The following is a 23,716-nucleotide window of genomic DNA, read 5'->3' as shown; positions in this document are numbered from 1 at the left end:
AGGCGCCTCACTGGACGGCGCGTTCCGTGCGGCGGGCGGCGTCGGGCAGACGCGCGATGAATTCGGCTGCGGCGCGACGCGCGTCGGCGTCCGCTTCGATCACGTCTTCGAGCGCATGCGCGCTGCGATTGGGCAACGCGTTGAGCACCGAGTCGACCACCTGCGCGATCGCCATGAAGCCGATCTGGCGCGACAGGAACGCTTCAACAGCAATTTCGTTGGCGGCATTGAGCGCCGCGCTGGCGACGCCGCCTTCGGCGAGCGCCTTCATGGCCAATGCCAGGCAAGGGAAACGCGTGTAGTCCGGTTTTTCAAAGGACAGCGACGCGATTTCCACGAGATCCAGTTGCGCGACGCCCGAATCCACGCGATCCGGGAAGGCGAGCGCGTGGGCGATCGGCGTGCGCATGTCCGGGTTGCCGAGTTGCGCGAGCACCGAACCGTCGGCGTACGACACCAGCGAATGAATCACGCTTTGCGGATGGATCAGCACGTCGATGCGTTCGCCCGGCAAGCCGAACAGCCAATGCGCCTCGATGACCTCGAGGCCCTTGTTCATCATGGTCGCGGAGTCGACGGAGATCTTGCGGCCCATCACCCAGTTCGGATGCTTGCAGGCTTCTTCGGGCGTGACGTCGGCGAGCGTGGCCGGTTCGCGCGTGCGGAACGGGCCGCCCGACGCGGTCAGGATGATCTTGGAGACGCCACCATGCAGCGCGGCTTCGCGCGGCAGGCACTGGAAAATGGCGTTGTGTTCGCTGTCGACCGGCAAGAGCACGGCGCCGTTGTCATGCACGGCGTCCATGAAGATAGCGCCCGACATCACGAGCGCTTCCTTGTTCGCGAGCAGAATGCGCTTGCCGGCGCGCGCGGCCGCGAGGCTCGGCGCGAGGCCGGCCGCACCGACGATGGCCGCGACCACGGTGTCGCAGCCGTCGCTCTTCGACACCTCGACGAGCGCCTCGGCGCCGTGCGTCACCTCGGTCTTGCAGCCCGCGTCGCGCAGCTTGGCCGCGACGCGCGCCGCCGTGTCGGCGTCGCCGACTACCGCCACTTCCGGCCGGAAGCGCAGGCATTGCTCGACGAGCTTGTCGCCGTTGCGGTGCGCAGTGAGCGCATAAACCGAAAAGCGCTCCGGATGACGCGCGACGACGTCGAGCGTGCTGTCTCCAATCGAGCCCGTGGAACCGAGCAATGTCAGACGTTTTTGCATATCTCTTTCTCTAGCCGAGCAGCAGCATGGCAAGCGGCAGCACCGGCAACAATGCGTCGATGCGGTCGAGCACGCCTCCGTGCCCCGGCAACAGGCCGCTCGAATCTTTCACGCCGGCCTGGCGTTTCATCATGGATTCAAAAAGGTCGCCCACCACGCTGAACGCCACCAGCAGCGTCAGGGCAAGCAGCGCGCGCGGGGCGCCCCAATGCGCCCACAGCTCAGAATACAGGGTCGGCTCGAACGCATGCGAAAGGACCGCCGCCACCGCGACGATCATCACCGCGAGCCAGCCGCCGATCGCGCCCTCCCACGTCTTGCCGGGACTGATGGCGGGCGCGAGCTTGTGCTTGCCGAACGCCTTACCCGAGAAGTATGCGCCGATATCCGCGAGCCATACCAATAGCAGCAGCGACAGCACGAACGGCACGCCTTGCATGCGCGCGGCGACGAGAGCATGCCAGCAGGCGACGAATATCACAATCCCGGCAAGCAGCAGAAAGCTGCGCCAGGCGCCTTGCGCGAGCGTCGGCTTGCGCAGCAGCACGAACGGGCCGGCGATCACCCAGAAAATGGCGGCCGCCTTGTAAAACGGCTGCGCGCTGTCCACGCCGATGCCAAGCCGCGTGCTGGCCACGAGCGCGACCGCCGCGACGAGCGCGTAGATCACCGGGCCGGCGCCGCCGAGCTTCAGCAGGCGGGCCCATTCCCATGCGGCGAACACGACGACGAAAGCGATCAGCGCGCCGAACGCGCCGACCGGCGCGAACAACGTGACGGGCAGGAACACCGCCAGAAGCATAATCGCCGTGATGACACGGGTTTTTAGCATGGAAGCGAATCGACGTTTTGCGATTGCGGCTCGAGCTGAGCGCTGGTGCGTCCGAAACGGCGCTCACGCTCGCCGTATGAGGCGATGGCGCGGCCGAGCGCGTCGGCGTCGAAATCCGGCCAGAAAGTGTCGGTGAAATAGAACTCGGTGTAGGCGAGTTGCCAAAGCAGGAAATTGCTGACGCGCCGCTCGCCGCCCGTGCGGATGAAGAGGTCGGGCTCAGGCGCATAGGCCATGGACAGATGCTCGGCGAACGAATCCTCGTTCACCTCGACCGGCTTGCCGGCGAGCGCGGCCTGTTCCACGAGCTTGCGGGTCGCCTGCATGATGTCCCAGCGGCCGCCGTAATTGGCGGCGATGGTCAGCGTGAGGCGGGAATTGCGCGCGGTCTTGGTTTCCGCCCGTTTGATCAGGTCGCGGATGCGTGCATCGAAACGTTCGAGATCGCCGACCACGCGCAAACGGATGCCGTTTGCGTGCAGCTTGCCGATTTCGCGCTCCAGCGCCGTGACGAAAAGGCGCATCAGGAACGACACTTCGTCGTTCGGACGGCGCCAGTTTTCGGAGCTGAAAGCGAACAGCGTCAGATATTCGACGCCCTGGCGGGCGCACGCCTCGACGGCTGCGCGCACCGCGTCGACGCCGCGCGTATGACCGGCCACGCGCGGCAAGCGGCGCTGGGTGGCCCAACGGCCGTTGCCGTCCATGATGATCGCGATGTGTCGCGGCACCGCGGCGACATCAGGCACGCGCACGGTTGAACTGGTGTAGGTCATGGCCGTCGGGACAATAACTGCAAATGAAGAAGTAAAAATCCTGAAAGTGTGAGTGCTCCCAGACCTGGCGCTTCACGACTCGGACTTCGCGCGAGCTCCGCACAGACAGTAACGCCGAAGCGAGCCGGCGTTCTGTTCGGAGCCTCGCAGCCTCATACCGTCATGATCTCTGCTTCTTTGGTCACAACAAGCTTGTCGATCTCAGCGACGAATTTGTCCGTCAGCTTCTGAACGTCGTCACCAGCGCGGCGTTCGTCGTCTTCCGAAATTTCCTTGTCTTTAACGAGCTTCTTCAGTTGCTCGTTCGCGTCGCGGCGCAGATTGCGCACGGCGACCTTGGCCGTTTCGGCTTCGCTCTTGACGACTTTCGTCAATTCGCGGCGTCGTTCTTCGGTCAGCGCGGGCATCGGCACGCGGATCACGTCGCCCTGGGTAGCCGGGTTCAGGCCGAGATCCGACTCGCGGATCGCCTTTTCGACGACCGGGACCATCTTCTTTTCCCACGGCTGCACGCCGATCGTGCGTGCGTCGATCAGCGTCAGGTTCGCGACCTGCGAGATAGGCACCGGCGAGCCGTAGTAATCGCACTGGATGTGATCGAGCAGGCCCGTGTGCGCACGGCCCGTACGGATTTTCGACAGATCGTTCTTGAACGCGTCGATGGAACGCTGCATCTTTTGTTCAGCGCCCTTCCTGATATCAGCCACAGACATTTTAAAACCTCCGAACCTTCAAAACGGTGCGAGCCGGCCAGCACGCGCGATATGCGGCGGCCCGGGCTCGCGTCAAAGCCCACGTTATGTGAACGAGAGTTTACACGTGGACGAGGGTGCCCTCGTCCTCGCCGAGCACGATGCGCTTCAATGCGCCCGGCTTGACGATCGAAAAAACGCGGATCGGCAGCTTCTGGTCGCGGCACAGCGCGAACGCCGTGGCGTCCATGACCTGCAGGTTGCGGCCGATTGCCTCGTCGAAGCTGATCGTGGTGTAGCGCGTCGCGCTCGGATCTTTCTTCGGGTCGGCTGAGTAGACGCCGTCCACCTTGGTGGCTTTCAACACGACTTCGGCGCCGATTTCCGAGCCGCGCAGCGCGGCGGCCGTGTCGGTCGTGAAGAACGGGTTGCCGGTGCCGGCCGCGAAAATCACGACTTTGCCTTCTTCGAGCTGGCGAATCGCGCGCGGACGGATGTACGGCTCGACGACCTGGTCCATGCGCAGCGCGGATTGCACACGCGCCTCGATGCCGGCGTGACGCATGGCGTCTTGCAGCGCCAGCGCGTTCATCATGGTGGCCAGCATGCCCATGTAGTCGGCCGTGGCGCGATCCATGCCGGCCGCGCCGCCCGCGACGCCGCGGAAGATATTGCCGCCGCCGATCACTACCGCCAACTGCGTTCCAAGACGGACCACTTCGGCCACGTCCGCCACCATTCGTTCGATGGTCGCGCGATTGATGCCGAAGGCATCGTCGCCCATCAGAGCTTCACCGGAGAGTTTGAGCAGGACGCGTTTGTAGGCAGTGGGCATAGGGGTATCCAGATCGCGCAGAACAGGGCAACAACAAGGGACTAATGTAGGGGTGAAACGCCGATTCGGGCAAGCGCCGCCAAATTGATGAACCCGGAAGGTCCACCGGCGGCGGCCGCGCGGCGAGGATCAACCCGCGCGCAGCCTTGCGGCGCTGCCGACCGCGGCACAGTCTTGCTGCGCCGCGGGTACAACGGTACTAGCTGAGACTCGCGATGCTTATTGTTGCTTTGCAGCAGCCACTTGAGCGGCAACTTCAGCGGCGAAGTCGTCCTGCTTCTTCTCGATGCCTTCGCCGACCACGAAGAGCGCAAACTTCTGGACGCTCGCGTTGCCCGCCTTCAGCATCTGTTCGATCGTCTGCTTGTCGTTCTTAACGAACGTCTGGTTCAGCAGCGACACTTCCTTCAGGTACTTCTGCACGCTGCCTTCCACCATCTTCGCGACGATTTCAGCCGGCTTGCCCGATTCGGCGGCCTTCTGCTCGGCGATGCTGCGTTCCTTGGCGATCAGGTCCGCCGGCACGTCGTCCGACGACAGCGAGACCGGCTTCATCGCGGCGATGTGCATGGCCACGTCCTTGCCGACCTGCTCGTCCGCGCCGGTGTACTCGACCAGCACGCCGATGCGCGTGCCGTGCAGGTACGCTGCCAGCTTGTTCGACGTCTCGAAGCGCACGAAACGGCGGATCGACAGGTTTTCACCGATCTTGCCGACCAGCGCGAGGCGCACTGCGTCGACGGTCTGGCCGTCGAGCGGCAGAGCGGACAGCGCGGCGACGTCGGCCGGGTTTTGCGTGGCGACCAGTTCGGCGATCTTCTTCGAGAAAGCCAGGAAGTCGTCGTTCTTCGAAACGAAGTCGGTTTCGCAGTTCAGCTCGACCAGCGAACCTGCATTGCCGCCGATGAACGATGCGACCACGCCTTCAGCCGTGACGCGCGATGCCGCCTTGCTGGCCTTGTTGCCCAGCTTCACGCGCAGCAACTCTTCGGCGCGCGCCATGTCGCCGTCGGCTTCCGTCAGCGCCTTCTTGCATTCCATCATCGGCGCGTCGGTCTTTGCGCGCAGTTCTGCAACCATGCTTGCGGTAATTGCCGCCATCATTTGCTCCTTGAGTTCCGTCTGTGTTCCGTGTCACACGCCGCCCGCACTTCGATACCGGCGGCAAGAATTCGTTTCAGCGTTATGCGAATTTTTTACGGATAACGCCTTGCTACAGCGTCGCGGCTTAAAAAAAGGGGGCCTGTAGAAAGCCCCCTTTTTTGCCGGACACGGGGCAGCTTTACGCTTCCGCGTTGACCTCGACGAACTCGTCGCCGTCGTCGCCGCGTGCAGCCTGCACCACTTCGTTGACCGCGTTGGCACGGCCTTCGAGGATCGCGTCAGCCACGCCGGCCGCGTACAGAGCGACGGCCTTGCTGGCGTCGTCGTTACCCGGGATCACGTAGTCGATGCCTTCCGGCGAGTGGTTCGTATCGACCACTGCGATGACCGGCACGCCGAGCTTGTTCGCTTCGGTGACGGCAATCTTGTGGTAGCCGACGTCGACCACGAAAATCGCGTCCGGAATGCCGCCCATGTCCTTCACGCCGCCGATCGACTTCTGCAGCTTGGCCATTTCGCGTTCGAACAGCAGCGCTTCCTTCTTGCTCATGCGTTCGGTTTCGCCTGCTTCCAGCGCTGCTTCCATGTCCTTCAGGCGCTTGATCGAAACCTTCAGCGTCTTGAAGTTGGTCAGCATGCCGCCGAGCCAGCGTGCGTTGACATAAGGCATGCCGGCGCGCTGAGCTTCCTGGGCGATCGTGTCACGCGACTGACGCTTCGTGCCGACGAACAGGATGGTGCCGCGATTGGCTGCCAGTTGACGCGCGTACTTCAGCGCGTCGTTGTACATCGGCAGCGTCTTTTCGAGGTTGATGATGTGAATCTTGTTGCGATGGCCGAAAATGAAGGGGGCCATCTTCGGGTTCCAGAAGCGCGTTTGGTGACCGAAGTGGACACCGGCTTCCAGCATTTGACGCATGGTAACTGCCATGAAAATCTCCGCGAGGGTTGGGTCTTAAGCCGGCTGCCGTATCCGCCGCGCCGCCATGTCTTGTCTGGCTGAGCGCCGCGAACACCCTGGGTGCGCCGGCTTGCGAGTCTGCCGCCTTGATACTGCTCTCACCCGTGGCTCGGGCGACAAGCGCCACGGGAAGCTTCACCTCGATCTGCCGTTGGTTGATTGGTTGCTGGCCTGCTGCCACCAGCCTGCTGCCACCATAATCAGCCCGGAGTCGGTCTGAACGATGACAAGAAGCCACCAGGACAGGAAAAGGATCGACTTAGCCAAACATTATAGCATGCGACTATCGGCCGACTCAACCTGCCGGGTGGCTCCTTCGCGCGGGCTCCGGTTGCACCCGGCGCCTGGCTGGCCGCCTCGCGCGTCGTCTTCCAGCCGTGAACCGCAAAGCCCTCCGCTCTATCGTTACAGGCGCCGAAACCCCGCCAAAAGACTGCGGCACGGGGAATATGGTGCGATAATCCCGGAATAAATCGCATTTCAGGCCCGACTCATGGCTATCACGCTCAAAAACGAACACGACATCGCGCAAATGCGCGTCGCCTGCAAACTTGCGAGCGAAGTGCTCGACTACATCACGCCGTTCGTCACGGCCGGCGTCACGACCGGCGAACTCGACCGCCTGTGTCACGAATATATGCTCAAGGAACAGGGCACCGTGCCCGCGCCGCTGAATTATCAGCCGCCCGGCTATCCGCCCTACCCCAAGGCCACCTGCATCTCGGTGAACGACGTGATCTGCCACGGCATTCCCGGCGACAAGACGCTGAAGAACGGCGACGCGCTGAACATCGACATCACGGTGATCAAGGAAGGTTACTTCGGCGACACGAGCCGCATGTTCATCGTCGGCGAGGGCTCGATTCTCGCGAAGCGGCTGGTTCAGACCACCTTCGAGTGCATGTGGCTCGGCATTGACCAGGTGCGCCCCGGCGCGCATCTGGGCGACATCGGCTATGCGATCCAGAAGCACGCCGAGGCGCAAGGCTACAGCGTGGTGCGCGAATATTGCGGCCACGGCATCGGCACGGTGTTTCACGAAGACCCGCAGATTCTGCACTACGGCCGCCCCGGCACCGGGCTCGAACTGCAAGCCGGCATGATCTTCACGATCGAGCCGATGATCAACGCCGGCCGCCGCGACATCCGCACCATGCCGGACCAGTGGACCGTCAAGACGAAGGACCGCAGTCTGTCGGCGCAATGGGAACACACGGTGCTCGTGACGGAAACCGGTTATGACGTGCTGACCGTGTCCGCCGGCACGCCCGCGCGCCCGCCGGTGATCGCCGCCACGGCCTGACCGATCCCGCCTTTTCACCGCCAGCCGCCCATGAGTAGTGTTCCAGCCGTCGCCCGATCCCACGCCACGTCGCTCAAGGCGGACTACAAAGTGGCCAAAGCCCAGTTGCTGGAACGCTTCAGGACCGCCACCAACGTAGAAGGATTGATGGCGGCGCTCTCGCGTACCACCGACGACTCCCTGCGCGCCGCCTGGAACACCTGCGAACTGCCGGCCGAGCTGGCGCTCGTCGCCGTCGGCGGATTCGGTCGCGGCGAACTGGCTCCGCATTCCGACATCGACATTCTGGTGCTGCTGCCGGACGCGCCGCTCGAGCATCTGGAAGCGCGCATCGAGCGTTTCATCAGCCTCGCGTGGGATCTCGGGCTCGAGCTGGGCAGCAGCGTACGCAGCGTCTCGCAGTGTCTGGAAGAAGCCGCTAACGACGTCACCGTGCGCACGTCGCTGCTCGAAGCGCGGCGCATTACCGGCAGCGCGGCCCTGTTCGACGACTTCGCGAAGCGCTATCGCGAGGCGCTCGATCCGAAAGCGTTTTTCCAGGCGAAAGTGCTGGAAATGCGCCAGCGCCACGCCAAGTTCCAGGACACGCCTTACGCGCTCGAGCCGAACATCAAGGAAAGCCCCGGCGGTCTGCGCGATCTTCAGCTAATTCTGTGGGTGACCCAGGCGGCCGGCTTCGGCAGTAGCTGGCGCGAACTCGAGGCGCGCGGACTCATCACCGAGCGCGAAGCGCAGGAACTGCGGCGCAACGAGGGCTTCCTCAAGTCGCTGCGGGCGCGGGTGCACGTCACTGCCGGCCGTCGCCAGGACATTCTGGTGTTCGATCTGCAAACGCCGGTGGCCGAGAGCTTCGGCTACAAGCCGACCGCCACCAAGCGCGCGAGCGAACAGCTGATGCGCCGCTATTACTGGGCGGCGAAGGCGGTCACGCAACTCGCGACAATTCTGATCCAGAACATCGAGGCTCAGCTTTTTCCCAGCACGAGCGGCATTACGCGGGTGCTGTCCGATCGTTTCGTCGAAAAACAGGGCATGCTCGAAATCGCCAGCGACGACCTGTTCCAGCGCGAGCCGAACGCGATTCTCGAAGCCTTCCTGCTGTACGAGCAGACGCCGGGCGTGAAAGGCCTGTCGGCGCGTACGCTGCGCGCCATCTACAACGCGCGCGAGGTGATGGACCAGCACTGGCGCCGCGATCCGGAAAACCGGCGTCTTTTCATGGACATCCTGAAGCAGCCGGCCGGCATCACGCACGCGTTGCGCCTGATGAACCAGACCAGCGTGCTAGGGCGATATCTGCTGAATTTCCGGCGCATCGTCGGACAGATGCAGCACGACCTGTATCACGTCTACACGGTCGATCAGCACATTCTGATGGTGCTGCGCAATCTGCGGCGCTTCGCCGTGGCCGAACACGCGCATGAATATCCGTTCTGCAGCCAGTTGATCGTCAGCTTCGACCGGCCGTGGGTACTGTACGTCGCGGCGCTCTTTCACGACATTGCGAAAGGCCGCGGCGGCGACCATTCCACGCTCGGCATGGCCGACGCGCGGCGCTTCTGCCGCAATCACGGCATCGAGGGCGACGACGGCGAACTGGTCGTCTGGCTCGTCCAGCAGCATCTGACCATGAGCCAGGTCGCGCAAAAGCAGGACACGAGCGATCCCGAGGTCATCAAGCGATTCGCGGAACTGGTCGGCACCGAGCGCCGCCTGACCGCGCTGTACCTGCTGACGGTGGCCGACATCCGCGGAACCAGCCCGAAAGTCTGGAACACGTGGAAGGGCAAGCTGCTCGAGGACCTGTATCGCGCGACGCTCGCCGTGCTTGGCGGCGCGCGGCCGGACGCGCATTCGGAACTGGAGTCGCGTCAGGAAGAGGCGCTTGCGCTCTTGCGTCTCGAAACGGTGCCCGAAGGCGCGCAGAAGGCGCTGTGGGACAAGCTCGACGTCGGCTATTTCCTGCGTCACGACGCGGCCGACATCGCTTGGCAAACGCGTGTGCTCTACCGTTACGTCGAGACGCCGACGCCGATCGTCCGGGCTCGCCCGTCGCCGATCGGCGAAGCGCTTCAGGTGCTCGTGTACGTGAAGGACCAGCCGGATCTGTTCGCCGGCATTTGCGCGTATTTCGACCGCAATGGCCTGTCGGTGCTGGATGCGCGCGTCAGCACGACGCGTCACGGCTATGCACTCGATAATTTCCTCGTCGCGCATACCGAAGAAGACGTGCATTATCGCGACATTGCCAATCTCGTCGAACAGGAACTGACCGCGCGCCTCACCGGCGACGGCACCTGGCTTCCGGGCCCGTCGAAGGGCCGCTTGTCGCGGCTGTCGCGGACTTTCCCTGTTACGCCGCGCGTCGATCTTCGGGCCGACGATCGCGGCCAATACTACATCCTGTCCGTGTCGGCGAACGACCGGCCAGGCCTTCTTTATTCGATCGCGCGCGTGCTCGCCGAACATCGTGTCGGCGTCGCGTCGGCACGGATCAATACGCTCGGCGAACGCGTCGAGGACGTATTCCTGCTGGATGGGCACGGTCTGTCGGACAACCGCCTGCAAATTCAGGTCGAGACGGAACTGCTGCGCGCGATCGCAGTGTGAGATTTCATGCGAGTCAAATTAACAGCCAAACACCCGCGGCCGGCTTCGTCCGAACGCGCCCCTGTCCGTAGCGGCAGCACGTCGGCGCGCAAGCCGACACGGCCGGCGGGACCCAAACCGTCGACGTCCGGCCCGGGCGAGGCGCGCGGCGAAGGCGCGGGGGCGTCGGCGGGCGGGAAACGTTCGGCTGGCGCACGCGCGCCGCGTGCTCCTCGCGAGGAAGGTGGGTTCGCGCGTGAGCGTGGCGCTGGCGGCGCGGCTGGCGCGCGGCGCGGCGGGTCCGACCGGCCGCCGCGTCGTGAAGGTACGAGCGGTGCGCCTGCACGGCGTTTTGATGGAAGCAGTGAGCGCGGTGGCGAGCGAGCGCCGCGACGGTTTGAGGATCGGGCCGGTGGCGGCGAGCGCGCACCGCGTGCCCCAGCCGGCGACCGCGCTGAGCGTGGGCCGCGACGCTTTGAAGATCGCGCCGGTAGCAGCGAGCGCGCGCCGCGACGGTTCGAGGGTCGCGCAGGTGGTGGTGAGCGCGGACCTCGTGCCCCGGCCGGCGAGCGCGCCGAACGCGCACCGCGACGTTTTGAAGACCGCACCGGTAGCAGCGAGCGCGCACCGCGACGCTTCGACGATCGCGCGGGTAGCAGTGACCGCCCACCGCGGCGCTTCGACGATCGCGCAGGCGGCGGCGAGCGCGGACCTCGCGCCCCGGCCGGCGACCGCGCCGAACGCGCACCGCGACGTTTTGAAGATCGGGCGGGCGGCAGTGACCGCGCACCCCGACGCTTTGACGATCGCGCAGGTGGCAGCGAGCGCGGACCTCGCGCACCGGTCGGCGACCGCGCCGGCAGCGCCGACCGCACACCGCGACGCTTCGAAGACCGCACCGGCACCGACCGAGCCCCTCGCAGCGCAGGCGCGGAACGCGCCCCCCGTCGTTTCGGAGACAGCACCGAGCGCCCGCCCCGCCGCTTTGACGGCAACGCCGACGGCGGCGCCGCGCGCAAATTCGGTGGAGACCGTGCGCCGCGCGGCGACAGCGGCGAACGCCGGCCATTTGCTGGACCACGCACCGGAGCAGCCCGTCCTGCGGAAGCCGGTGCGCGCGGCGAGCGTCCGACGGGCCGCGAGCGCGACGCATCCGATCGCCCGCGTTTCGGCAGCGAGCGCGGACCGCGTAGCGACAGCGCCCCGCGTCGCTTTGAAGGCGAGCGCGGAGAGCGTGGAGAACGAAGCTTTGCGAAGCCCGTGAAGAGCGGCTACGGCGACCGCCCGGACCGTGAAGCACGCGCGCCCCGTGACGAACGCGGCGAACGCACACCCGCCCGACGCGATTTCAGCAACGCCTCCGCCCCTCGCACAGAGCGCACGGACCGCGCCCCCCGCAGCTTCGATAAGCCATCCGCCACACGCCGCGGCCCCGACGACCGCCCCGCGCGCGCCGGCAAGCCGCGCGGCGCCGCATCGGCCGACCGTCACGCGCAAGCCGAGCAGGCCCCGCGCACACCGCGTCGCGACATTGAAGACGCGCCAGGCACGCTGCGTCTGTCCAAGCTCATGTCGGAGCTTGGCCTGTGTTCGCGCCGCGAGGCCGACGAATGGATCGAGAAAGGCTGGGTGCTCGTCGACGGCGAACGGATCGACACGTTGGGCACTAAAGTGCGTCCCGATCAGCGGATCGAGATCGACCCCGCCGCCGAAGCCGTGCAAGCGAGCCAGGTCACCGTGCTGATCCATAAGACAGTCGGCTACGTGTCGGGCCAGGCGGAAGACGGCTATCAGCCGGCCATCACGCTCGTGACGCCGGAAAACCGCTGGGAAGGCGACCATTCGGACATCCGTTTTTCCGTCGCGCATTTGCGTCAACTGGCGCCGGCCGGGCGTCTCGACATCGATTCAACGGGCTTGCTGGTGCTGACGCAGGACGGCCGCATCGCCAAGCAACTGATCGGCGGGCATTCGGAGATCGACAAGGAATATCTGGTGCGCGTCGCCTACGGCGAGCATACCGTCGACGTCGAAAGTCACTTCCCGGCGGAAAGCCTCGAATTGCTGCGCCACGGCCTCTCGCTCGACGACGTCCCGCTCAAGCCCGCGCAGGTCAGCTGGCAAAACGGCGAGCAGTTGCGCTTCGTGCTGCGCGAGGGCAAGAAGCGCCAGATTCGCCGGATGTGCGAACTGGTCGGCCTCGAAGTGATCGGCCTGAAGCGCGTGCGGATGGGTCGCGTGGTGCTCGGCGCGCTGCCGCCCGGACAGTGGCGCTACCTGGCCGCCGACGAGTCGTTCTGACAGACGTCCGAAAAAACAGCCCGATCAGCGTAAGCCGATCGGGCTGTCCCAGTCATCCAGCAATCTCATCGAACCCACGCATTCGCGTGGGTTTTTTCTTTCGCCCCGAACTTCCGCCTCAATCGTCGCTATTCGGGTCCAGGTCCGGAAACAGCACTTCCGTAAAGCCGAACTTCGCGAAATCGTTGATTCGCATCGGATACAGCTTGCCGATCAGGTGATCGCATTCGTGCTGCACGACGCGCGCATGGAACCCTTCGGCAACGCGGTCGATCGGTTTGCCGTACTGATCGAAGCCGTGATACTTGATCATCGAAAAGCGGCTGACCGCGCCGCGCAAGCCCGGCACCGACAGGCAGCCTTCCCAGCCCTCTTCCATATCGAGCGAGACCGGCGTGATGGTCGGATTGATCAGCACGGTTTCCGGCACGGGCGGCGCGTCCGGATAACGCTCATTGCTGCCGAAGCCGAAGATCACCACCTGCAGATTGACGCCGATTTGCGGCGCGGCAAGCCCTGCTCCGTTCGCGTCGTGCATGGTCTCGAACATGTCTTTAATGAGCTCATGCAATTCCGGCGTGTCGAAGTGATCGACCGGATCGGCAATACGCAACAGGCGCGGATCGCCCATCTTGAGAATTTCGCGGATCATGACTGCCCCTCCAGGAGCTTACGCATACCATCTTCGTCGAGTACGGGAATGCCGAGTTCCTCGGCCTTCACCAACTTGCTGCCAGCTTCGGCCCCTGCCACCACATAGTCTGTTTTCTTCGACACCGAGCCCGCCACTTTCGCGCCGGCCGCTTCCAGCATTTCCTTCGCTTCTTCGCGGGCAAGGTTCGGCAACGTGCCGGTCAGCACAATGGTCTTGCCGGCCAGCACGCCTTGCGGCGCCCTCGGCGCGGGCGGGCCCTCGGGCCATGTGACCTTGCCGTGCGCGCGCAGTTGCTCGATCACCGTGCGGTTGTGCTCTTCGGCGAAAAACTGGTGAATGGATTCGGCGACAACCGGCCCGACGTCGTTGACTTCGAGCAGCGCCTCCACCGAAGCCTCCATGATCGGGTCCAGCGAGCCGAAGTGCTTCGCCAGATCCTTTGCCGTGGATTCGCCGACATGCCGAATCCCCAGTGCGTAGATGAAACGCGAGAGCGTGGTGTGCCTCGCCTTCTCGAGCGAGTCGAGCAGGTTCTGCGCGGACTTGTCGGCGAAACGGTCGAGTTGCGCGAGCGTCGAGAAGCCGAGGTTGAACAGATCGGCGGGCGTGCGCACCAGGTTCTGTTCGACGAGTTGATCGATAATTTTTTCGCCCAATCCGTCGATGTCCAGTGCGCGCCGCTGCGCGAAATGCCACAGCGCCTGCTTGCGCTGCGCCGGACAAAAAAGGCCGCCCGTGCAGCGCGCAATCGCCTCGTCCGGCAGCCGTTCGATGTTGGAGCCGCACACCGGGCAATGCGTCGGCATCACGAATTCGCGAGCGTCATCCGGACGACGGTCGATGAGCGCGCTCACCACTTCGGGAATCACGTCGCCGGCACGCCGCACGATCACCGTGTCGCCGATGCGGATGTCCTTGCGGCGCACTTCGTCTTCGTTATGCAGTGTCGCATTGGTCACCGTGGCTCCGCCGACGAACACCGGCTCCAGCCGTGCAACCGGCGTGATCGCGCCGGTGCGCCCGACCTGCACGTCGATCGCGACGAGCTTCGTAAGGGCCTCTTGCGCCGGGAATTTATGCGCAAGCGCAAAACGCGGCGCGCGCGATACGAAGCCCAGCGCTTCCTGCTCGTCGCGCCGGTTGACCTTGTACACCACGCCGTCGATGTCGTACGGCAGCTTGTCGCGCTTCTCGCCCACCGCGTGAAAAAACGCGAGCAAACCTTCGGCGCCCTTCACGACCGCGCGCTCCGAATTGACCGGCAGGCCAAGCTCCTTGTACCAGTCGAGCAGTTCGCTGTGCGTGGCCGGCATCTCGATGCCGTCGAGCACGCCGATGCCATAGGCAAAGAACGACAGCGGCCGCTGCGCGGTGATCTTCGGATCGAGCTGACGCAAGCTGCCTGCGGCTGCATTGCGCGGATTGGCGAACTCCTTGTGTCCCGCCGCGCGCTGACGCTCGTTCAGACGTTCGAAGTCACGCTTGAACATCAGCACTTCGCCGCGCACGTCGAGTATGTGCGGCACGCGCTTGCCTTTGAGCCTGAGCGGAATCGAACGGACCGTGCGGATGTTTTCGGTGACGTTCTCGCCCGTCGCACCGTCGCCGCGAGTCGCGGCCTGCACGAACACGCCGTCGACGTAACGTAGCGAGATGGCGAGGCCGTCGAACTTGAGCTCCGTTGCGTAGTCGACGGGCACCGGCGGCTCTTTCGCATTGTTGCCGAGCGCGTCGCCGACACGCTTGTCGAACGCGATGATGTCTTCGTCGGCGAAACCGTTGTTCAGCGACAGCATGGGCTGATCGTGGACGACCGGCTCGAAACCGCTCGCCGCTTCGCCGCCCACGCGCTGGGTGGGCGAATCCGGCACGATCAGATCCGGGTGCTCCGCCTCGATGCTTTCGAGCTCCTTGAACAGCTTGTCGTATTCGGCGTCGGGCAGATCAGGCTGGTCGAGCACGTAGTACGCGTAGTTGGCGCGTTCGAGTTCCGCGCGCAGCCACTCGGCGCGTGCAGCCGGATCGCGCTCGGCCGGAGCGCTCGTGGCTGAATGTGAGGCGGGAGTTCGAGCCATGCTGTGGGACGCTTCTTCAGTGAAATCGGACACTGGATTATCGCAGGAAAGCGTGCCCCTTTACATCGTCCGAATGGCCAGGTTTCGGGCCTCGTGCAATGGCGTTAAAGTGAGCGCAACGTCATTTGCAAACGACAACGGCCGCGCATCGCGCGGCCGTCGGCAACACTGGAAACCTTCGGTGAGTTACTGGCTGAAGAGGCGCCGCGTGGCCGGCGAGCCCGCCGGAATGCCGGCCTGCTCGAGCTTCGCGTAAAGCGTCATGAGCTGCTTTTCGATCGCGAGCAGCGCGGTCTCGGGCAACGGGCGGCGACCATCGTCGACCACTCGCCCGCCGATGCGCTCGGCCAGCGACTTCGCGTAGTCGCACATCAGCCGGAACGGCAGGATGTCTTCGTCGGCGACCGGCACGTCGAGCACCAGCGTGATCATCTGGCCGCCCTTGTACGTGAGGTCGTCGCGCAGGAAATTGGTGTCGCCGAACTGCAGCATGAACACCGGGCTCTGGCGCGCGTCGAGCTTCACGAAACGCGTGCCGTCGCGCGACAGCAGCAAGCCGTCTTGCGAAGCGACCGCCTGCACATAGTTGGCCGACCACGGCGCGCCGTCGGAGAGCACGTTGATCGACAACTGTGCGTCGCACTGCGCGGCGAAAGCGTCGAGCTCGCGCGCCATCGCAACCGTTTCGAGCATGTCGGGAAATTCCGGCGATGCGTCGAGCGCGTCGGCGAACTGCTGCACGCCTGTCACGAACTCGGAAAACTCGAGTTCGTTGAGCGCGCCGCTGCGGTTGGCCAACTGCGCGGCCGCGCGCAGCTCTTCGTAACGCGCGCCGTTTTGCAGCAGTTCCCACGCGCCGCCTTCGAGCTTGCCTTCGATATGCACGGGCTTGCTGCCCGCGCGGCGCAAACGCTGCGCAAGCGGGATGACCTTGTCGCCCGCAACCGGTCCGTTCAGACGAATCGGCACAATGCAGTCGATGCGGCGATCGACGATGGCCGGCGGCGCCGACGAGATCGTCGTGGCCGCAGGCAGGATCGGCTCGACGTGCTCGTCCGACTCGCGCGAAGCGTCGGCGGATTGTGCTGCCGCTGCGTCTTTGTCAGCACCGGCGCTCGCACCGCGCTCGGCATCGTCGTCATTGCCCGCTGGTGTAAAACCGTTCGGCGTAGTCGTCTCGGCCTGAATATCAGCCGGCGTATCGAGCGGCGCAGCGCCCACCGGCGCGCCGAAAGTCGGCTCTACACGTGCCGACGCCGTATCGGCAGACGTATCCGCGCCGACCACCGGCTCGCGGCGCGTGGTCGGCCGGGCCGGTTCGATGAACGGGCTCTGCTCCTCGTGGTCGTCGCGCGCGAAACTCTCCGCGGCGTCCGCCGGCATCGGCCGCGGCATCTTGCGGCGCACCTTGGCGCTCTGCCACGCGTTGTACACGACCACGCCCCCGACCACCACGGCGCCCGCGCCGATCAAACCGAGTGTCAACTCGTCCATGCATGCTCCATCAGCAATTCTTTATATGCGCGGCCGGATGCCCGCTCCACGTGTCGCGCAGCCGCGGCCGCAGCGCTGAACGCGGGCGGCCGCGCTTCCATGATTCAAACGAAATTCGAACCGAATTCGAACCTAAGCTCAAACGATATTCTGGGCGAAACCCGCAGCCGTTTCCATGTCGACGGCAACGATGCGCGACACGCCCTGCTCCTGCATCGTCACACCGATCAGTTGCTGCGCCATTTCCATCGCGATCTTGTTGTGCGAGATGAAAAGGAACTGGGTCTTGTCGGACATCGCGCGCACGAGGTTCGCGAAACGTTCGGTGTTGGCGTCGTCGAGCGGCGCGTCCACTTCGTCCAGCAGACAGAACGGCGCGGGATTCAACTGGAACATCGCGAACACCAGCGCCGTCGCGGTCAGCGCTTTTTCGCCGCCGGACAGCAGGTGAATGGTCGAGTTCTTCTTGCCCGGCGGTTGCGCCATGACCTGCACGCCGGCGTCGAGAATTTCGTCGCCGGTCATGATCAGCTTCGCCTGGCCGCCGCCGAAAAGACGCGGGAACAGTTCGCCGAAATGACGGTTCACTTCGTCGAACGTGCCTTGCAGCAGCGTGCGCGTTTCCGCGTCGATCTTGCGGATCGCGTCTTCGAGCGTTTCGATCGCGCTCGTCAAATCGGCCGATTGCGCGTCGAGGAACGTCTTGCGCTCGGTCGCCGCCTTCAGTTCGTCGAGCGCGGCCATGTTGACCGGACCGAGCGCGGTGATCGCGTTGTTGATGCGCGTGACTTCGCCCTGCAGGTACGACGGCTTCATGTCCGGCGTGAGCTTGGCCTGCAGTTCCGCCTCGTCCACGCCCGCTGCCGCCAGTTGCTCGACGAACTGCTCGCCGTTCAGCCGCGCGGCCTGTTCCTTCAACTGCAATTCGTTGATGCGATCGCGCAGCGGTTGCAGCGCGCGCTCGGCGGTCAGACGCGTTTCGTCGGCGGCGCGCAGCTTGGCGGTCAGGTCGTCCAGTTCGAGGCGAGCGGCGTGCAACGCCTCTTCCTTGACCGCGCGAATGTCGAGCGCGTCCTGCAAGCCGGTGTGCGCGGTCTGCTCGTTGATCGTTTCGAGCTCGGCGCGCGCGTCTTCCAGCGACGCCGCCACGCGCTCGCTTTGCTCATGCGCGACCTGAATGCTGCGCTTCAATTCGTCGATGCGAGCGGCCATGTTGCGCGCGGCGAAGCGCGCGTCGGTGGCGGCGCGGTCGAGATCGCGCGCCTGTCCGCGGGCCGTGGTCAGCTCTTCGTCGAGCGCCTCGAAAGCCAGTTGATGATCTTCGAAACGCGCCTGCAATTCTGCGAGTTCGCCGTCGTAACGCTCGAAGTTCGCTTCCGACTCGGCACGCAGCGCGCGCTGTTCGTCGATCTGCGCGTTGATCTCTTCGAGTTCCTCGCGAATCTGGGTGCTGCGCTGCGTGTAGCGCTCGTGCGCCTGCGTGAGCTTGAGCACGTCGAGCTGCAACGCATGCACACGCTGCGTCGCGCGCTCGGCTTGCTGGCGCACGTCGGTCAGCACCTGCGCGGCTTGCGTGTGCGCGGCTTCGGCGCGGATCGCGGCGGCCTTCGCTTCGTCGGCGAGCAAAGCCTGAGCGCGCACCTGGCGCGCGAGATTTTCGATTTCCTGCTGACGGGCCAGCATGCCGGCCTGCTCGGAATCGGCGGCATACAACTGCACGCCGACGCGCGTCACCACGTGCCCCGCCTTCACGACGAACGAGCCGCCTTCGGGCAATTGCGCGCGCATGCTGAGCGCCTGCTGCAGATCGTCGGCGACGAACGCGAGGCCGAGCCAGTCGTTGAGCACGGCGCGGATGCCCGCGTCGTCGATCCGCACCAGCGACAGCAACGGCCGCAGCCCAGCGGGCGCCGCAACCGGCTGCCCGGCGACGGGCGGTGCGTAGAACGCCAGCTTCGCGGGCGGCGCGTCGGTGGCGAACGCCTTGACCCAGTCGAGATTCGACACTTCGAGCGCGGCAAGCCGCTCGCGCAGCACCGATTCGAGCGCGGCTTCCCAGCCGGCTTCGACATGCAGCTTCTTCCACAGACGCGGCAACGCACCCAGTTCGTGCTTTTCGAGCCACGGCTGGATCTTGCCTTCGGTCTGCACGTTTTCCTGCAATTGCTTGAGCGCGGCGAGGCGCGCATCGAGCTGATGAATCTGCGCGCTTTCGGCCTGCACGCGCTCTTGCGCGGCGCGCCGTTCGGCGTCCAGACGCGGCAGCGTTTCCTGCGCATCCGCGAGACGCGCTTGCGCGTCGTGCAAAATTTCTTCGTGCTCGGCGAGCTGCATGCGCAGTTCTTCGAGTTGCGCTTCGTCGGGCGCATCGAGACCGCCGGCTTCCGCTTTCAGCCGCTCGTGACGCTGCTGCAACTGCTGCAATTGCTGGTCGGCGTTGCGCTGGTGCGCGGCTTCGAGCTTGAGCGCCTGTTCGGTCTGCGCAATGCCGCCGCGCTCCGCGTTCAGCTCCGCTTGCGCGTCGCGCCAGCGCGCTTCGAGCGCGGGCATGGCGTCGTGTTTCGCCGCGGCTTCTTCCTCGGCGACTACCGCTTTTTCTTCGGCGACGGCAAGCTGTTCCTCGGCGTCTTCCAGATCGCCTTGCGCCTTTTCGGCTTGCGCGAGCCATTGCTCGCGCTGCGCGGTGAGCGCGGCGATCTGCGCCTGCACGCGGTTGCGCGATTCGACGATGAACTTGATCTCGGCTTCGAGCTTGCTGACGTCGGCGTTCGCCTCGTAGAGCGCGCCTTGCGCGCCCTGCATCGCGTCGCTCGCCGAGTAGTGCGCCACGCGCAGCGTCTCGAGTTGCGCTTCCACTTCACGCAGTTTGGCGGTTTGCGCCTCGAGGTCGATCTGCGCCTGTTCGATCGCGCGCTGCTGACGTTCCTGCTCGCTGCCCGCCTCGTTCTTGCGCAACAGCCACAACAGACGCTGCTTTTCCTCGCCGTCGGTCTGCAGTTCCTTGTAGCGCGTGGCGACAACCGCCTGCGCTTCGAGCTTCTCCAGATTCGTGCTCAGTTCGCGGACGATGTCCTCGACCCGCGTCAGGTTTTCACGCGTGTCATGCAGACGATTCTCGGTCTCGCGGCGGCGTTCCTTGTACTTGGAGACGCCCGCGGCTTCTTCGAGAAACACGCGCAATTCTTCGGGCTTCGCCTCGATCAGGCGCGCGATCATGCCCTGCCCGATGATCGCGTACGCACGCGGCCCGAGACCCGTGCCGAGAAAAATATCCTGGATGTCGCGGCGGCGCGCCGGCAGATTGTTGATGTAGTAGCTCGAGGTGCCGTCGCGCGTCAGCACGCGCTTGACGGCAATCTCCGCATATTGGCCCCACTGGCCGGCGGCGCGGCCGTCCGCGTTGTCGAACACGAGTTCGACGCTCGCGCGGCTGCCCGGCTTGCGCGCAGTCGAACCGTTGAAGATCACGTCCTGCATCGACTCGCCGCGCAGCTCGGAGGCGCGCGATTCGCCGAGCACCCAGCGCACGGCGTCGATGATGTTGGACTTGCCGCATCCATTCGGTCCGACCACGCCGACTAGCTGGCCCGGAACCTGGAAATGCGTGGGATCGACGAATGACTTGAATCCAGCGAGTTTGATCGAGGTCAGACGCACGGCGATTTCGCTGTTTGAGAAGGAAAAATAATAGGTGGCTCACGAAGACCGCACGAGCCGTTCGCGGCTGCGGCGAGACGGCCTACGGTCCTTGCCAGCCCTCGGGAATTGGGGCGCCGGTTGCACGCGCGTCGCGCATGCGCCGGCTAATGAGGGGCAATCATACCATCGCGCGTCGGCGGTTCTTGCGGTCGTTGGACTGGTCGCCCGCGCTGTCGTGCTTGTTGTCGTGCTTGTCGTCGCGGTCGGCCGCGGCGGCGTCGCCAGTGTCCTGATTGGCGGGATCGGGCGGCATGGCCTTCGGGCGATGCATCCAGCTCGACAGCGCCGACGCCAGCACGATGCACGCGCCGCCCGCCCATTCGCGCGGGCCGGGCGTTTCGCCGGCGAAGAGCCATGCGGAGAGCGCCGTCACTACCAGTTCGAACAGCATGATGATCGACGCCCGGTTGGCCGGCACGCGCGAGAGCCCGTACTGCACCAGCATGTTGTTCGACGCCAGCAGGAAACCGAGCCCCAGCACGAGCCACGCCGCGGTGCCGAGATGCGCGCCCGTCGGCGGCGAGGGCATCGCTTCGAACAGCGACGCGCACGCGCCGAAAATCGACGCGCCGCCGAAGATGGTCGCGGTGCGCATCTCCGGTTTCATCTGCGGCAACACGCGGCTTGTCTTGAGGATCAGCACGTTGCTCATCGCGAAGCCCATGCCGCCCGCGAGGCCCGCCCATTCGGCGAGGTTGCCCGGCAGCGGAATGCCGAGCTGCGGCGACCATAGCATCGTCATCGCGCCGACGAGCGACAGCGCGGCGAGACCCGCGCCCGGCCAGGTCAGGCGCTCATGCAGGATGAAATGCGCGAACAGCGCGGTCCACGCGGGCGTCAGATAGAAGAGCAGCAGCACGCGCATCACCTGGCCGTGGATCGAGCCCCACACGAAGCCGAGATTCGTGATGCCCGCGGCGAGCGCAAGCGCCGGCAGCAGCCAGTGCCAGCGCACGGTCCGGATGGCCCGATGACGCACGAGCAGCACGAACAGGCAACCCGCGCCGCTCGTCAGCGCGCTCGCCGCCGTCCCGGTGACGCCGAGCGACGCCGCATCCGCAACGGATACCAGATCACGCCCCACACCGACGCGCCCAGCATGATCGCGAGCGTCGGCCAGCCTGTGCGCAGCCAGTTCGTCATGGCGACGGGCTCCGCGAGAGCGTGGCGGCGATTCGCTCCACGGCGTTGCTGGTGTTGCTGGTTTTGCTGGTGTGGAAAGCAGCGGTGTTTTCACGGCTGCATTGCCTGGATGTCTGCCCGGCTCCTGCGTACATTGCTGCTCCTGCGGTGTTGCTGCGTGTCTTGCTGCGTGTCTTGTTGCTTGTGTTGCTGCTTGTATTGCTGCTCGTCGTTGTTTGCGTTGCTGCTCGCGTTACGGCCCGCGCCGTCCGCGCCGCGCCAGGCCCAAGCCCGCCCAACGCCACGCTATAATTCCCTGCTCGCCACCGCCGTCCCGCCGCCACTTCGCGCGGCTCGACAGGACACCAGCGGAGGCGCATGCGCCGTCGCACCTCTTTCCGCGCTTTCTTCGATCAGGCCCGATCCGCCCAGTGAATCCGCTACTCGACTCCCTTCAGCCCTATCCGTTCGAAAAGCTGCGCGCGCTTTTCAAGGACGTCACGCCGGCCGCCAGCCTCGCGCATATCAGCTTCGGCATTGGCGAGCCCAAGCATCCGACGCCCGCGCTGATACGCGACGCGGTGATCGCCTCGCTCGGCGGCCTGTCCGCGTATCCGGCGACGCTCGGCTCGGCGCCGCTCCGCGAGTCGATCGCGACCTGGGTCACGCAGCGCTACAGCCTGCCGCCCGTCGATCCCGCGACTGAGGTGCTGCCGGTGTCGGGCTCGCGCGAGGCCCTGTTCGCGCTCGCGCAAACGGTCATCGACCCGAAGCGTAATGCAGAAGGCGAGCCTGCGATCGTACTCTGTCCGAACCCGTTCTACCAAATCTACGAAGGCGCCGCGATCCTCGCGGGCGCCGAGCCATACTTCGTGAATAGCGACCCGGCGCGCAACTTCGCGTGCGATTACTCGGCGGTGCCCGAAGCGATCTGGGCCCGCACGCAGCTGCTGTACGTGTGCTCGCCTGGCAATCCGACGGGCGCCGTGCTCACGCTCGAAGACTGGCGCGAACTCTTCGCGCTGTCGGACCGCCACGGCTTCGTGATCGCCTCCGACGAGTGCTACTCCGAAATCTACTTCGACGAAGCCAACCCGCCGCTCGGCGGCCTCGAAGCCGCGCACAAATTGGGCCGCGGCTACGAGCGGCTCGTGATGCTGTCGAGCCTCTCGAAGCGCTCGAACGTGCCGGGCATGCGCTCGGGTTTCGTCGCGGGCGACGCCGCCATCCTCAAGGACTTCCTGCTGTACCGCACGTACCACGGCGCGGCGTTGTCGACCGTGTATCAGAGCGCGAGCATCGCGGCCTGGAACGACGAGGCGCATGTGCGCGAGAACCGCGGGAAATACGTGCAGAAATTTTCGACGGTCACGCCGATGCTCGCCGAGGTGCTCGACGTGCGTCTGCCGGACGCCGCGTTCTATCTGTGGGCGGACGTCTCGCGCACGGGCCTGTCGGATACCGAGTTCGCCCAGCGTCTTTACGCCGACTATAATGTGACGGTTCTGCCGGGTTCGTTCCTCGCGCGCACCGCGCACGGCGTGAACCCAGGCCGCAATTTCGTGCGCATGGCGCTCGTCGCCGACGTCGACGAATGCACGCAGGGCGCGCAACGAATCGTCGATTTTTGCCGCGGGCTCGCGGGCTGACTGTCGTGCTGCCGCGTTTGCGCTTGCCGGATTTGCGCTGCCGGCTTTGCGCGAACACTGCACACCGCCTCCCTTCTTCAGACTTCAACTCTTCATAAAGCACGCATATGTCGCAACAACTTCAGCAGATCATCGACACCGCCTGGGACAACCGCGCCGAGCTGTCGCCCAAGGCCGCTCCGGCCGACGTGCGCGAAGCCGTCGCCCACGCCATCGAGCAACTCGATAAGGGCGCGCTGCGCGTCGCCGAGAAGAAAGATGGCGACTGGGTCGTCAATCAATGGCTGAAGAAAGCCGTGCTGCTGTCGTTCCGCCTGGAAGACAATGCGCCGATGCCGGCCGGCGGCTACAGCCAGTTCTACGACAAGGTGCCGTCGAAGTTCGCGAACTACACCGCTGAAGACTTCGCGGCTGGC

The 23,716-nt window shown here is 65.2% G+C and carries 17 protein-coding genes and 1 pseudogene; 6 read left to right on the top strand and 12 right to left on the bottom strand.

Annotated features, from left to right (window positions below; all coding sequences use genetic code 11):
- Window positions 1-7: 7 nt before the first annotated feature.
- From BGRAMDRAFT_RS10395 to rpsB, 7 genes are all read right to left on the bottom strand, one after another.
- Window positions 8-1,213 (bottom strand): 1-deoxy-D-xylulose-5-phosphate reductoisomerase, encoded by a 1,206-nt coding sequence (locus BGRAMDRAFT_RS10395; protein ID WP_006048678.1) that lies wholly within the window; start codon window positions 1,211-1,213, stop codon window positions 8-10.
- Window positions 1,214-1,223: 10 nt separating this feature from the next.
- Window positions 1,224-2,045 (bottom strand): phosphatidate cytidylyltransferase, encoded by an 822-nt coding sequence (locus BGRAMDRAFT_RS10390; RefSeq protein ID WP_006048677.1) that lies wholly within the window; start codon window positions 2,043-2,045, stop codon window positions 1,224-1,226.
- Window positions 2,039-2,821 carry a polyprenyl diphosphate synthase gene (gene uppS / locus BGRAMDRAFT_RS10385; protein WP_006048676.1) on the bottom strand — a complete coding sequence of 261 codons (783 nt, stop codon included), beginning with the start codon at window positions 2,819-2,821 and terminating at the stop codon, window positions 2,039-2,041. Before uppS ends, BGRAMDRAFT_RS10390 begins: the two co-directional genes overlap by 7 nt.
- Window positions 2,822-2,973: 152 nt before the next feature.
- Window positions 2,974-3,534, bottom strand: coding sequence for a ribosome recycling factor (gene frr, locus BGRAMDRAFT_RS10380; protein ID WP_006048675.1), 561 nt, complete (start codon window positions 3,532-3,534; stop codon window positions 2,974-2,976).
- Window positions 3,535-3,634: 100 nt separating this feature from the next.
- Complete coding sequence (gene pyrH, locus BGRAMDRAFT_RS10375; protein ID WP_006048674.1) at window positions 3,635-4,348, bottom strand: UMP kinase; 714 nt, start codon at window positions 4,346-4,348, stop codon at window positions 3,635-3,637.
- Window positions 4,349-4,567: 219 nt separating this feature from the next.
- Entirely contained in the window at window positions 4,568-5,449 is an 882-nt protein-coding gene (gene tsf / locus BGRAMDRAFT_RS10370; RefSeq protein ID WP_006048673.1) for a translation elongation factor Ts, read from the bottom strand.
- 181 nt (window positions 5,450-5,630) lie between these two features.
- On the bottom strand, window positions 5,631-6,383 hold the full coding sequence (gene rpsB / locus BGRAMDRAFT_RS10365; RefSeq protein WP_006048672.1) for a 30S ribosomal protein S2: 753 nt from the start codon (window positions 6,381-6,383) through the stop codon (window positions 5,631-5,633).
- Between the two features lie 523 nt (window positions 6,384-6,906).
- On the opposite strand from rpsB, the gene map reads away from it, so the two are divergent.
- From map to BGRAMDRAFT_RS36225, 3 genes are read left to right on the top strand one after another with little or no spacing between them, the layout of a single operon-like run.
- Window positions 6,907-7,716, top strand: coding sequence for a type I methionyl aminopeptidase (gene map / locus BGRAMDRAFT_RS10360; RefSeq protein WP_006048671.1), 810 nt, complete (start codon window positions 6,907-6,909; stop codon window positions 7,714-7,716).
- A gap of 30 nt (window positions 7,717-7,746) precedes the next feature.
- Window positions 7,747-10,326 carry a [protein-PII] uridylyltransferase gene (locus BGRAMDRAFT_RS10355; protein WP_006048670.1) on the top strand — a complete coding sequence of 860 codons (2,580 nt, stop codon included), beginning with the start codon at window positions 7,747-7,749 and terminating at the stop codon, window positions 10,324-10,326.
- Window positions 10,327-10,332: 6 nt separating this feature from the next.
- Complete coding sequence (locus BGRAMDRAFT_RS36225; protein ID WP_157140609.1) at window positions 10,333-12,606, top strand: pseudouridine synthase; 2,274 nt, start codon at window positions 10,333-10,335, stop codon at window positions 12,604-12,606.
- A 118-nt stretch (window positions 12,607-12,724) separates the two neighbouring features.
- On the opposite strand, the gene def is transcribed toward BGRAMDRAFT_RS36225, so the two are convergent.
- The 5 genes and pseudogenes from def to BGRAMDRAFT_RS10320 all read right to left on the bottom strand — a co-directional run bounded on the left by def (window position 12,725) and on the right by BGRAMDRAFT_RS10320 (window position 21,672).
- Window positions 12,725-13,258 carry a peptide deformylase gene (def, locus tag BGRAMDRAFT_RS10340; protein ID WP_006048667.1) on the bottom strand — a complete coding sequence of 178 codons (534 nt, stop codon included), beginning with the start codon at window positions 13,256-13,258 and terminating at the stop codon, window positions 12,725-12,727.
- Window positions 13,255-15,336, bottom strand: a complete 2,082-nt coding sequence (gene ligA / locus BGRAMDRAFT_RS10335) for an NAD-dependent DNA ligase LigA (protein ID WP_006048666.1) — start codon at window positions 15,334-15,336, stop codon at window positions 13,255-13,257. Before ligA ends, def begins: the two co-directional genes overlap by 4 nt.
- A gap of 186 nt (window positions 15,337-15,522) precedes the next feature.
- Window positions 15,523-16,830 (bottom strand): cell division protein ZipA C-terminal FtsZ-binding domain-containing protein, encoded by a 1,308-nt coding sequence (locus tag BGRAMDRAFT_RS10330; RefSeq protein ID WP_006048665.1) that lies wholly within the window; start codon window positions 16,828-16,830, stop codon window positions 15,523-15,525.
- 138 nt (window positions 16,831-16,968) lie between these two features.
- The gene (gene smc, locus BGRAMDRAFT_RS10325; RefSeq protein WP_006048664.1) at window positions 16,969-20,487 is read right to left on the bottom strand and encodes a chromosome segregation protein SMC; all 3,519 of its coding nucleotides are present in this window, start codon (window positions 20,485-20,487) and stop codon (window positions 16,969-16,971) included.
- Between the two features lie 160 nt (window positions 20,488-20,647).
- Window positions 20,648-21,672 (bottom strand): annotated as a pseudogene (locus BGRAMDRAFT_RS10320) (DMT family transporter).
- Between the two features lie 21 nt (window positions 21,673-21,693).
- On the opposite strand from BGRAMDRAFT_RS10320, the gene BGRAMDRAFT_RS34485 reads away from it, so the two are divergent.
- The 3 genes from BGRAMDRAFT_RS34485 to BGRAMDRAFT_RS10310 form a co-directional block, all read left to right on the top strand.
- Window positions 21,694-21,963 carry a hypothetical protein gene (locus BGRAMDRAFT_RS34485; RefSeq protein ID WP_157140608.1) on the top strand — a complete coding sequence of 90 codons (270 nt, stop codon included), beginning with the start codon at window positions 21,694-21,696 and terminating at the stop codon, window positions 21,961-21,963.
- A 119-nt stretch (window positions 21,964-22,082) separates the two neighbouring features.
- Window positions 22,083-23,300, top strand: coding sequence for a succinyldiaminopimelate transaminase (gene dapC / locus BGRAMDRAFT_RS10315; RefSeq protein ID WP_006048662.1), 1,218 nt, complete (start codon window positions 22,083-22,085; stop codon window positions 23,298-23,300).
- Between the two features lie 107 nt (window positions 23,301-23,407).
- A partial coding sequence (locus tag BGRAMDRAFT_RS10310) for a 2,3,4,5-tetrahydropyridine-2,6-carboxylate N-succinyltransferase (protein WP_044020788.1) occupies window positions 23,408-23,716 on the top strand: 309 nt, incomplete at its 3' end.

Source organism: Paraburkholderia graminis C4D1M (genome assembly GCF_000172415.1).
Classification (GTDB): domain Bacteria; phylum Pseudomonadota; class Gammaproteobacteria; order Burkholderiales; family Burkholderiaceae; genus Paraburkholderia; species Paraburkholderia graminis.
Note: the sequence above shows the minus strand (reverse complement) of the source record. Positions and strands in the feature narration are given on the sequence as shown.